An 11,781-nucleotide genomic window follows, 5' to 3' on the forward strand; every position below is an offset into this window, starting at 1 on the left:
TTATCTTATTTTTTTTATTTCCACTTTTGACAAAATGTTTTCCATATCTTCCACTACAAAGAATCCTGTTTCTTCTCTCAACGCTGCAGCAGCTGAGATTGCGCTTGCTTTTTTCAACGTTTCGGTAACTGTCAATCCCTCGCTCAGTCCAAGTGCAAATCCTGCAATCATAGAATCTCCGCAGCCAACGGTGTTGACCGCATCAATCTTTGGCACAATTGCACGATATACACCATCTTCACATGCCACGATAGATCCATCCCCACCCAGAGATACTGCAACGATTTCTACGCCGCTTTGCTGTACTTTTACAGCTGCGTCAATGATCTCATCCAGATTGTCACAGGAACTTCCGGTCAACATACGGATCTCATCAATATTAGGTTTGATCATCGTCGGCTTTGCTTCGATCCCCGCCGTAAGAAGCGCTCCGCTCGTATCAAGGATCACTTTTTTCCCTGCCTCTTTTACGACTGCTACCAGTTTCTGGTATGCACTTCCGTCCAGTCCCTTAGGAACACTCCCTGACATTGTCACTACGTCTGCTTCCTGTACAAGCTTTCTGAATTGTTCTACGAATCCTTCAAAATCTCTTTCTGTCACCGCAAATCCCGGCTCCAGAAATTCTGTCTGTACCTTCTGCATAGAATCCCAGATATTAATACAGGAACGACTTTCCTGCTCCATATGATAAAATGCACTCTCAATGCCAAATGGTTTCAACGCGGCTTCAATATAATTTCCCGCATGTCCTCCGACAAAGCCGGTTGCAACCACTTTTGCACCTGCTATTGCAGCCGGTTTGGACACATTCAGTCCCTTTCCACCGGGAGTATAGGCACACTCTTTCACACGGTTAACCTCGCCAGTTTTAAAGTTCTCCACAACATATCGTTTATCAATTGCTGCATTTAACGTTACTGTTAAGATCATATGCCCCTCCCTAATCTTCATTCATAAGCATCAGTTTTCCCTGTACAAGCCCTGGTGTTTTGAACATCTGGAATGCTTCCTGTGCCTGACTCATAGGCATCTTCCTGAAAATAAATGCAGGGTCAAATTTCAGCTGACCGGTTGCAAAATAATGTGCTGTCAGATCCCATTCTTTTCCTGGGAAAGGCGCACTGTAGGACATCCAGGAACCCGTCAGTTTGAATTCCTTGCGGTTCATATTTTCCCACATCTTTGGTGTAAATGTCAGATCTACATGCGGTGTTCCGATAAAGCATACATGGGATTTATTTCCGGCAAGTTCGAACGCCATATGCATTGTCGGAACCTGTCCTGCTGTTTCAAATACAAAGCCATATCCTTTTCCACCGGTAATCTCCATGGCCTCTTTCATAAAATCTTCTTTGGTTGTATTGATAACTGCATCCGCTCCCATTCTGGTTGCAAGTGCCAGTCTTTCGTCACTGATGTCAAATACCACTACTTTTTTAGAACCAAAAATCTTCGCCCACTGTGTTGTAAAGATACCGATTGTTCCACATCCAAGAACTGCCACATATTCGCCGCCCTTATAGTCATTCTGCAACAATCCGTGAAGCGCTACTGTAGATGGCTCGAACATAGCTCCCTGTTCATAAGAGATAGATGGATCAAATGGAACAGCATTTTGCTCCGGAATTACCACATAGTCTGCGTTACTTCCCTGTTGTCTTGAACCGATAAAGCTGTAATGTTTACATAAAGAGAAATTTCCGTTTTGGCAGTCATCACATTTCATGCACGGAACTAACGGTGCACCAGATACACGATCTCCAACTTTAACTTTTGTAACACCTTCTCCAACTTCTACAACATCGCCTGAAAATTCATGTCCAAGAACAATTGGATAAAAATGTACTCCATTATGTAATACTCTTGGAATGTCAGATCCACAGATTCCTGATGCTTTTACTTTGATCTTTACCATCCCTGCGCTCACTTGCGGTTCTTCATAATCCAGATACTGAACATCTTCGTTTGCGCAAACAACTGCTGCTTTCATTGTGTTTCCTCCTATTTCTTCATGGTTCCTTTTAGATTCTTATATAATTCCAGATAGGTCTGATAATTTTTTTCATATACTTCTGCATTATCCATATTTGGTTCATGTGAACGCTTATTTTCTACGGTAAGCGCTACCGCTTCTTCAAAATCCTGATACATTCCGACTCCGACGCCTGCAAGGATCACGGCACCAAGTGTTGTCGCTGTGTCAGACGACGGAACTACGATCGGCTTTCCTGTGACATCAGACTTGATCTGCGTCCACAAAAGTGAATTTGCAGAACCTCCCATGGCACGAAGCTCAATGACATCTGCACCGGCTTCTTTCGCAACTTCCAGGTTATGTTTCAGCGAATACGCCACACCTTCCATTGCTGCTCTGACAAAATGTGCTTTTGTTTTACTGAAGTCAAGTCCATAAAATACACCTTTCGCATCCGGATCCCAGATTGGTGACCGTTCCCCGGACATATACGGGAGGAAAATAACCCCATCACTTCCCGGTGCAACCTGCTCTGCCGCTTCGTTGAACAACTGCAGCGAACTCTTTCCAAGGCGCTCTCCCTCAACTCTTTCAAAATCACCAAATTCTCTTTCCAGCCAGCGCATTACACCGCCACCGCCTGTGGTTCCTCCCTGCAGTAACCAGCAGTTCGGTACTACATGATAACCAAGGATCAGTCTCGCATCTGCTTTATAGGTATCGGTACAGATACTCATACCGCCTGCTTGTCCCCCTTGTTCCTGGGTTTCTCCATTATGAATGACTCCTGTTCCCAGTGTACCGCATGCAGCATCAAGTCCTCCGGCTACAACAGGTGTCCCTATCGCCAATCCACTTTCCTTGGCGGCTTTTTCCGTAACTGTTCCTACCACATCATGGCATGCGTGAATATCCGGAAGGATTTCCATCGGAATTCCAAGTGCTTCACACATGCCGGCGTCCCATGTCCCGGTATGCATATCGAAACAATGCAGTCCATATCCCTGCGACACATCCTGCGTCATATTCCCCGTCAGCTTATACGCAATGTAACTATTTGACTGTAAAATCTTATATATTTTTTCATATACTTCCGGCATATTACGCTGATACCAGATGATTTTTGCCGTCGTATAAGATGGCTGCAGTGAATTTCCCGACAGCTTAAATATGGTATCCGCTCCAACCTTTTCATTCAATTCATCACAGATATCTTTTGCTCTTGTGTCCATCCATATCGGTGTGTTGGTAAGGACATTTCCCTCTTTATCCACTGCGATCGCCGACCAGCTTTGCCCGTCGATCCCGACTCCGGCAATTTCTTCTGGTTGGATCTGTCCTTTATCCATTGCTTCCTGAATTGCTCCACACACGGCAGTCCACCATTCTTCCGGATTTTGTTCTGCCCAGCCCGGCTGTGGATAATACACCTCATAACCGCCATTTGATGTGGATAACACATTTCCATTTTTATCAAATATTGCAACTTTACATGCACTTGTTCCAATATCAATTCCTAATAAATATTTTCCCATGTTATCTCCTATTTACAGATTTTCCCTCTACAAATCCCGTTTCCAGCTTCACAACCGCTCTGTCTTCCATGTCAGAATACGCTTCCAATCGTTCAAGCATTAACTTTGCCGCTTCCTTTGCGATCTCCTTCACCGGCTGTGTCACAATATCAAGTTTTGGCACACAGGCCTTCGCAAACTCCACATTATCAAATCCAATTACTGACAGTTGTTCCGGTATATTCATCCCCAGCTCGTTTGCTTCTATCACAACGCCCATGGTCAATTCATAATTTGCCACAAAAACTGCCGACATATCCGGGTTCTTTTCAGCCAGTATCTGTAGGCTTTTCATTCCGGCTTTGATCGTATATTCATTGCATGCAATCAACTCTTCTTCCACCGGCAGCCCCGCTTCCCGGAGTGCTTCCATATATCCTGCCAAACGTTCTTTCGCAGTATAGATTTCTTTTGGTCCGGTTATGATGCCGATTTTTTTATGTCCGGCGCCAATCAGCTTCTCCACTGCCTGTCTTGCACCTGATCGATTTTCAACCAGTACACAATCACAATGAATATCCGACAAACTTCGGTCAAGCAGCACTACAGGGATATGATTTCGAATCAGTTTTTCAAAATGCTTTCCCGTATTGCCCGACGGCATTACGATCACACCATCTACCCTTCTTTTCTTCAGAAACTCTACCGCTTCAATTTCTCTGCTCACATCGGTACGACAATCACAGATCATAGTCGCATATCCGTAGCCTCTCAGAATATCTTCCACCTCTGTAATGATCTCTGCACAGAATATATTATTCAATTCCGGAATGATGATTCCTATAAGCTTCGTCCGGTTCGTTTTCAATCCTCGTGCAACTTCATTCACTTCATAATGCAATTCTTTGATTGCTTCTTCTATCTTGATGCGATTCTGTTCTCTTACATTCCCGCCATTCAGATAAGAAGATATCGTCGCGAGCCCTAATCCGGTCTTTTTTGCAATATCTTTTATCGTTGCTGCCACGATCGTTCCCTGCTCTCTGCTTTTTATTCTGCCTTGTTATCGCATCCACACATAAGCATACGGCTCTTTACAATCTCTTTTACTGCTTCCATTCCGACAACACCAAATTTCTTCGGATCATAAGTCTCCGGCTTTTCTGCCAGTAATTTCTTCACAGCATCTGTGTATGCCACACGAAGTTCTGTAGCGAAGTTTACTTTACACATACCGCGTGCAACACATTCTCTTACATCTTCCTCTGAAAGACCGGACGCTCCGTGCAATACGAGTGGTGTATCAACCAATGCTTTGATATCGGATACTCTTTCTTTATCCAGTACCGGAGTTCCTGCATAGAATCCGTGAGCGGTACCAATTGCGATTGCAAGAGAAGTTACTCCTGTTCTTTCTACGAATTCTTTTGCTTCCTGTGGATCTGTATTCGTATCCGCATCTGCTTCCAGATCATCTTCTTTTCCGCCAACTTTACCGAGTTCTGCTTCTACCGGAATTCCTTTTGTCTTTGCAACTTCAACAACTTTCTTTGTTACTGCGATGTTATCTTCAAAAGTTTCATGTGAACCATCAATCATGACAGAAGTATATCCAGCTTCCATTGCCGCAATTGCAAGTTCATAGCTGTTGCCGTGATCCAAATGAAGGCAAACCGGAACTGTTGCTTTCTCAGCTTCTGCAGCAACGATAGCTGCATATGTCTCCAGAGTACCATATTTTACTGTAGATGGTGTTGTCTGAAGCATTACCGGTGCACGAAGCTCTTCTGCAGCTGCAATGACTGCTTTCACCATTTCCATATTTTCTACGTTAAACGCACCTACAGCATATCCTCCTTCTCTGGCTTTTAATAACATTTCTTCTGATGTAACTAATGGCATATGAAACCCTCCCAATAATATTAATTTTAAAACCGAAACGTTTCGGTTTTATTCTATATAAATCATATTACAGTTCCTTTTATTTGTCAATAATAAAAGGAGAATTCTTAAGAATCCTCCTTACTTTACTTACCATAACGCCCTATAGATTGACACGATGTCTGCCTTTGTCGCCTGTCTTGGATTTGTTGCTGTACAGCCATCCATTAAAGCTGCATCTGCCATTTCATCAATCTTAGACATATACTCTTCTTCCGTAATCGTACCCATTTGTGAAATCGAAAGTGGAATATCCATTTCTTTTAACATAAATTGTACCCAGTTTACCAAAGAACGAACGGTCATGATCTTATTATAACTGCTTAATCCCAGAATCTGGGCGATTGTAGAATATTTTTTTACAGCTGGCAGATATTCTTTCCGGCTTTTACTATGTTTGTTAATATCACTGTTAAATTCAATAATGTGAGGCAATAACATCGCATTGGCACGTCCATGTGGAATATGGAACATAGCTCCCAGCTGATGTGCCATACCATGATTTAATCCCAAAGATGTTGAGTTAAATGCCAATCCGGCCAGGCAGGACGCCACATGCATTTTCTGTCTTGCATGCATATCATGGCCATCCAGATATGCTCTCAGCAGAAATACACCACAGATTTCAATTGCTTTTTCAGCCAGAGCTGTGGCAAATTCATTGCGTTCTGTACTGACACAAGACTCAATGGCGTGTGTCAATACATCCATCCCTGTATCTGCTGTAACTGCCGGCGGTACACTCTTTACCAGTTCTGCATCAAGAATCGTTTCTTCCGGTGTCAGTGACTTGGAAACCAGAGGATATTTTCTTTCTGCCTGTCTGTCAGATACAACAGCAAAAGAGGTAACCTCCGATCCTGTACCACTTGTGGTCGGAATTGCAACCAGCCCAATTTCTCCATAATCATCCACTTTTTTTGCAAATTCGCGAATGGATTTGGATGAATCAATTGCGGAACCACCACCGACTGCTACAATCGCTTCCGGTTTGTATTCCAATAATACTCTGACGCCTTCACTGATCTTCTCGATTGGCGGATCCGGAACAACGTCCTTAAAAATATCGTAATCGATCCCGCCTTCTTTTAATGGCGTTGTGATCAATTCAATCATGCGGCTCTGCACTACATAGGGATCCGTAATGATCAGAACCTTTTTATAAGGCAATTCCTTTAATCGGTCTAATGCCTGTTCACCAAAGAATATTTTTGTCTTAATCTCAAAACTCTTCATGCCTTACCTCTTATTCCGGGAATACACATTCTATACCTAATTCCTCGAACCTCTTAAGCCATTCATCATCTGGCTTCTTATCGGTTACGATTGCTGAGAGATCTTTTAAATCGCCTATTTTTGCAAATGCAATTTTTCCAAATTTGGAACTGTCTACTGCAAGAATTTTTTTCTTAGCCATATGCAGCATGGATGCTTTATTCGTGGCATGCTGTTCATCACTATCCATGAATCCGGAATCGATATCAAACCCTTTGGCAGAAATGATCGCCTTATCTACATAGTATAAACGGATCGTACTATCTGTCACGGGACCGACCAGCGCAAGTGATCCTCCTGTTGCGACACCACCCGTTGAAATCACCCGGATTCCAGGTGCTTCGAGCAGTTCCAGTGCGATTTCCAGTGAGTTGGTGATCACCGTCAAATCTTTTCTGTTTTTTATTGTTTTTGCAATCGCGACGGCGGTCGAACTTGCATCCAACATAATATTTTCACCGTCACGAATCATTTCATTGACAATATTTGCAATTTTCTGTTTGCCTAAAACATTTCTGTTCTTTCTTACATTGAACGGCAAGTCCATGTTCGAGTTCTCATTGAGAACCGCTCCACCATAACTTTTGATTGCATATCCGTCATTTTCCAGTTTGTCCAGATCTCTTCTGATTGTTTCTTCTGACACATCATACAGGATACTGAGTTCACTAACAACAACACGTCTTTCTACTTGTAACTTTTCTAATATCGCATTACGTCTCTCTATTGCAAGCATACTCTCTCCTCCAAATCCCTGCTACAAAATCGCCTGGCGAATCTGTTTATCCGGATGTGCGATTACGGAAGAATCCAGGTACATACCTTCCTTTGCAACTGTCATTTTTGCACGCTGGATTGCTGCTTCAACAGCTGCCACTTCTCCTGTTAAGAACATATATGATTTTCCGCACATACCTCTTGCAAGTCTTAATTCAATCAAATCTACGATTGCAGTCTTTGCCGCTTCGTCTGCTGCTACGATCATGGATGCTGCATCATAAGTTTCTAAAATACCAAGTGCTGATACCTCTCCAATTTCTGTAGCACCGTAAATAGCAGGGAAAATCGATTCGTGTGGATTTCCTAACACGAAACTGCTGATTAACTGTTCCCCATGCATTACTTTCGCATTTTTGATCGCTGCATCAACAGCACTCAAATCCCCGGTAATAATAACAATATATTTACCAGGACAAACTGTCTGTGCTTCGATAATGCTAACATCAGAAGTCTTCACAAGAGAATCTGCTGCTACAACTCCTGCTGAAACAGTTTTGTATTCTACCATTCCAATTGCCTTACTCATTTGGTGCACATCCTTCCTACTTCTCTATTACAACATACTTTTCGCTTACTTCTGTTACTGTACCACTGATTGACGCATGAATTGCTACACTCAAGCCATTCCCCGGCTGCGCGATCATCTGGCCTGCTTCCACTTTATCACCTACATTTACGATTGGTGATGCAGGTGCTCCGATATGCTGGCTCAGAAGAATTCTGACTTTCTTCATATCAGCTACTTCATCGTTTAACGGTGCTTCACTGTTGTATTTTGTCAAGTCAAGCCTTGCCATCAGTCGTTCCATAGGAACTTTTCTGTATTCTCTCTCTTCTCCAACCGGTTTTGGTACTACACCCTGAGGTGGTTTGATACCATGCGCTCTTAAACCTGCTTTGTACTCAGCCATCAGTGATCTTGGAGACAACCCCTGCATACAAGAATACATTTCACATAATCCACAGGAAGAACAGAACATCGTGTTAATAAATGCATCCGTATCCTGGATATCTTTGCATGTTGCCGCACGCATAAATTTGTGTGGTTCGATCGGATGTCCCAGACGATTTCTCGGACATAAATCTGTACACATTGTACACTGGCAACAGGATGCAGCTGCACGCTTCAGGTCAATTGACGCTTTGCTTCTCTTCTTCTTAATGATCAGGTGATCTTCCGGAAGCACAAGCACTGCATTTGTTGTCTTTGTAACAGGCTGTGATGCTGTACCAATGTACCCCATCATAGGTCCTCCGATAAAATATACCGGATCCTTGATTTTAACGCCGCCTGCAAGTTTTACAACCTCTTCAATCGTACATCCAAGCGGTACTCTTACTGTTACAGGATTGTTTACTTCTGCTACTACCGATACCAGTTTATCAACAACCGGCGTATTCTTTTTTATTGCACGATATACGTTATAAACGGTTTCAACATTAAATACCGCAACACCACTTTGTATTGGAATCCCGCCCGGATTCACTACTTTTCCGGTCACCTCATAGATGAGGACTACTTCGTCACCGGCCGGATAGACTTCATCCAGCAGACCAAGTCTTACACCTTCATAATCACCGATTACGCTGGTCAACGCTTCGATTGCAGCTTTATAGGCTTTTTTGATACCGATCACGATATCTTTTGAACCCATTGCCTGTCCCATCATATAAAAAGTTTCAACGATCTCACGAGCATGTTTTTCCAATAATTGTCTATGTAATCTCAGTAGTGGTTCACATTCTGCACAGTTCAAAATGATTGTTTCCGCATTTTCATTCAACTTTGCATATGTTGGAAATCCCGCACCACCTGCTCCAACGATTCCATTTTGTTGCAATATGTTGCTCAATTCTTTCATTTCCATAAGTTTTCACTACTCCAGTCTTGTTCCATCATCAATAATTCCAACAATGGCTGCATCTATAGGTGCATCCTTCATATTGCATCCTACACGAGCAGCACTACCTTGTGCTACAAGAACGTACTCACCGATTCCTGCGCCAATATTGTCAACCGCAATCAATTGTTGTTCTTTTGCTCTCATTTTGTCTACAACCTCAACGATCATAAACTTATTTCCTACTAACTTATCATTCTTTCTTGTGGCAACGATACTTCCCACTACTTTCCCTGCGAGCATAACTACCTCCAACTAGTTTTATCCAAAGCCAGCCGTGAAAACACAATCGCATTCCCACAGCTGACTCTGAATTCATACGGTTAATCTTATTATTTAATAATAGTCACTGTTTGACCTGTAGCAATTTTTGCTGCATTTGCTTCATCAGTATCAATATGCATCTCTAATGTGAAGCTGTCATCAACTCTAATTTGCACATGATTAAAAACAGTTCCTCTTTCGTTGTCTGCTTTTACAGATACAACGTCACCATCTTTAACTCCGGCTGCCATAGCATCCTTCGGAGCCATATGGATATGTCTTTTAGCGATAATACATCCTTCATCAAGATATAATACGCCTTTTGGTCCTACTACTGCAATAGGTGCAGAACCTTTAATGTCACCAGATGGTCTGATTGGTGCTTTTACGCCCAAACGAATCGCATCTGTTGCTGAAATTTCAACTTGTGATTTACTTCTTACAGGACCTAAAACTCTTACGTTTTCAATTGCTCTAAGCTTCAGACCTACAATGGTAACCAATTCATTTGCTGCGAATTGTCCTCCCATAAGTTCTTTTTTCTTAGTTAATTGATATCCTTTTCCGAATAAAACATCAACATGTTCTTGTGTTAAATGAATATGTCTTGCAGAAACACCGATCGGAACTAAAAATCCGTTGCTGGAATTTTCCTTCTTCTCCATTGCTTCCATCACAAGTCTTGTGATCAATTCAATATTATTGTTTTCCATATTCAAAACCACCTTTTAAAATTCTTCGTAATTAATTATTTGATTTCCGGAAGAATTTTTTCTACATCTGCGTGTGGTCTTGGGATTACGTGTGTAGCTACCAGTTCACCCAGTCTGGATGCGCTTGCGGATCCTGCTTCTACAGCAGCCTTTACAGCTCCTACATCTCCGCGAACCATAACTGATACTAAACCAGATCCGATTTTTTCTGTTCCGACTAATGTTACATTAGCTGCTTTTAACATTGCATCTGCTGCTTCAATAGCTGCTACCAAACCTCTTGTTTCTACCATTCCTAATGACTGCTGTACCATTACAATATCCTCCTTTTGTGGTTGTTGTGGTGCTTGTTTTTTTACTCTTTGTACTGTTTTTGACGGAGCCTTCGCTTTGGCTGCCGTTGTTTTTGTTGCTGCAGGTTTTGATGCAGCTTTCTTTTCTTCCGCCATGATACCTGCCTCCTACTTCAAGCGGCTAGCGCTTTTATTGACGATTTTTACAATCTCTTCATGGGGATTCGCAATTATAGCTGTTGCCACCGGTTTTTTGATCGCATATTGTGACGCTGCTTCCACAGCTGCTGTTACTGCCGAAACACTGCCTTGAACTATTACTGTTACAAGTCTGCCACCGAGCTTCTTTTCCCATGTGACAAATTCAACATCTGCAGCTTTGACCATATGGTCTAATGCGTCTATCGCTGCCGTCGTACTAGGAATTTCAATGAATCCGTATGATTTTCCCATGAAATTAACTCCTTAATTTAATTAAATTGTCGGAAGAATTTTCTCAACATCTGCGTGTGGTCTTGGGATTACATGTGTAGCTACTAATTCACCAAGTCTGGATGCTGCATCTGATCCTGCTTCTACAGCTGCCTTTACAGCTCCTACATCTCCACGAACCATAACTGTTACCAGACCAGATCCGATCTTCTCTGTTCCTACTAATGTAACTTCTGCTGATTTTGTCATTGCATCTGCTGCTTCAATTGCTGCTGTAAGTCCTCTTGTTTCTACCATTCCTAATGCCTGCTGTACCATTTTTTAATCCTCCTAATATTAATTTAATCTTTTCAAATTCATTTACTTGTTTTATTTTGTTTTGTCTAAACCGCTAATCTTCAGCATTTTTTCCGTGTCAGCCTCTGGTCTTGGAATTATGTAACTTGTAATTACACCAGTGATTTCATTCGCTCTTCTCACCGCTGCTTCCACCGCTGCTTCTACATCTGTAACACTGCCTCTGAATTTGATTGCCACGATCAGTGGAACAGGTAATGCGTCTGCATTTGCCGGTTTATTTTTATCAAATTCTTCTAACGTTACATTTGCCGCCTTACAGCCTGCGTCTGCCGCTGCAAATGCTGCAACTAACCCGAATAATTCTACAATGCCAACTGCTTGTCCCATATT

Annotated in this window: 15 protein-coding genes; all 15 read right to left on the bottom strand. The window is 42.4% G+C overall.

Annotated features, from left to right (window positions below):
* Complete coding sequence (gene pfkB, locus ABE547_RS04470; RefSeq protein WP_347377623.1) at positions 1 to 933, bottom strand: 1-phosphofructokinase; 933 nt, start codon at positions 931 to 933, stop codon at positions 1 to 3.
* Positions 934 to 943: 10 nt separating this feature from the next.
* Positions 944 to 1,993 carry a galactitol-1-phosphate 5-dehydrogenase gene (locus ABE547_RS04475; RefSeq protein ID WP_347377624.1) on the bottom strand — a complete coding sequence of 350 codons (1,050 nt, stop codon included), beginning with the start codon at positions 1,991 to 1,993 and terminating at the stop codon, positions 944 to 946.
* An 11-nt stretch (positions 1,994 to 2,004) separates the two neighbouring features.
* Complete coding sequence (xylB, locus tag ABE547_RS04480) at positions 2,005 to 3,513, bottom strand: xylulokinase (RefSeq protein WP_347377625.1); 1,509 nt, start codon at positions 3,511 to 3,513, stop codon at positions 2,005 to 2,007.
* Position 3,514: 1 nt separating this feature from the next.
* Entirely contained in the window at positions 3,515 to 4,519 is a 1,005-nt protein-coding gene (locus tag ABE547_RS04485) for a LacI family DNA-binding transcriptional regulator (protein WP_347377626.1), read from the bottom strand.
* 23 nt (positions 4,520 to 4,542) lie between these two features.
* Positions 4,543 to 5,394 carry a class II fructose-bisphosphate aldolase gene (locus ABE547_RS04490; protein WP_347377627.1) on the bottom strand — a complete coding sequence of 284 codons (852 nt, stop codon included), beginning with the start codon at positions 5,392 to 5,394 and terminating at the stop codon, positions 4,543 to 4,545.
* A 129-nt stretch (positions 5,395 to 5,523) separates the two neighbouring features.
* Positions 5,524 to 6,669, bottom strand: coding sequence for a 1-propanol dehydrogenase PduQ (locus tag ABE547_RS04495; RefSeq protein ID WP_347377628.1), 1,146 nt, complete (start codon positions 6,667 to 6,669; stop codon positions 5,524 to 5,526).
* Between the two features lie 10 nt (positions 6,670 to 6,679).
* Entirely contained in the window at positions 6,680 to 7,444 is a 765-nt protein-coding gene (locus ABE547_RS04500) for a DeoR/GlpR family DNA-binding transcription regulator (RefSeq protein ID WP_347377629.1), read from the bottom strand.
* Between the two features lie 21 nt (positions 7,445 to 7,465).
* Positions 7,466 to 8,014 carry a BMC domain-containing protein gene (locus tag ABE547_RS04505; RefSeq protein WP_347377630.1) on the bottom strand — a complete coding sequence of 183 codons (549 nt, stop codon included), beginning with the start codon at positions 8,012 to 8,014 and terminating at the stop codon, positions 7,466 to 7,468.
* A gap of 16 nt (positions 8,015 to 8,030) precedes the next feature.
* Positions 8,031 to 9,356 carry a 4Fe-4S dicluster domain-containing protein gene (locus tag ABE547_RS04510; protein WP_347377631.1) on the bottom strand — a complete coding sequence of 442 codons (1,326 nt, stop codon included), beginning with the start codon at positions 9,354 to 9,356 and terminating at the stop codon, positions 8,031 to 8,033.
* A gap of 9 nt (positions 9,357 to 9,365) precedes the next feature.
* Complete coding sequence (locus ABE547_RS04515; protein ID WP_347377632.1) at positions 9,366 to 9,632, bottom strand: EutN/CcmL family microcompartment protein; 267 nt, start codon at positions 9,630 to 9,632, stop codon at positions 9,366 to 9,368.
* An 89-nt stretch (positions 9,633 to 9,721) separates the two neighbouring features.
* Positions 9,722 to 10,366, bottom strand: a complete 645-nt coding sequence (locus tag ABE547_RS04520) for a phosphate propanoyltransferase (protein ID WP_347377633.1) — start codon at positions 10,364 to 10,366, stop codon at positions 9,722 to 9,724.
* Between the two features lie 35 nt (positions 10,367 to 10,401).
* Positions 10,402 to 10,680: a BMC domain-containing protein gene (locus ABE547_RS04525; protein WP_347377659.1), complete on the bottom strand. Its 279-nt coding sequence runs from the start codon at positions 10,678 to 10,680 to the stop codon at positions 10,402 to 10,404.
* Positions 10,681 to 10,827: 147 nt separating this feature from the next.
* Positions 10,828 to 11,112: a BMC domain-containing protein gene (locus ABE547_RS04530; protein ID WP_347377634.1), complete on the bottom strand. Its 285-nt coding sequence runs from the start codon at positions 11,110 to 11,112 to the stop codon at positions 10,828 to 10,830.
* Between the two features lie 21 nt (positions 11,113 to 11,133).
* Positions 11,134 to 11,409 carry a BMC domain-containing protein gene (locus ABE547_RS04535; protein ID WP_347377635.1) on the bottom strand — a complete coding sequence of 92 codons (276 nt, stop codon included), beginning with the start codon at positions 11,407 to 11,409 and terminating at the stop codon, positions 11,134 to 11,136.
* Between the two features lie 51 nt (positions 11,410 to 11,460).
* The gene (locus tag ABE547_RS04540; RefSeq protein WP_347377636.1) at positions 11,461 to 11,778 is read right to left on the bottom strand and encodes a BMC domain-containing protein; all 318 of its coding nucleotides are present in this window, start codon (positions 11,776 to 11,778) and stop codon (positions 11,461 to 11,463) included.
* Positions 11,779 to 11,781 lie beyond the last annotated feature (3 nt).

Source organism: Dorea sp. YH-dor226, assembly GCF_039832105.1.
Lineage (GTDB): Bacteria > Bacillota > Clostridia > Lachnospirales > Lachnospiraceae > Dorea_A.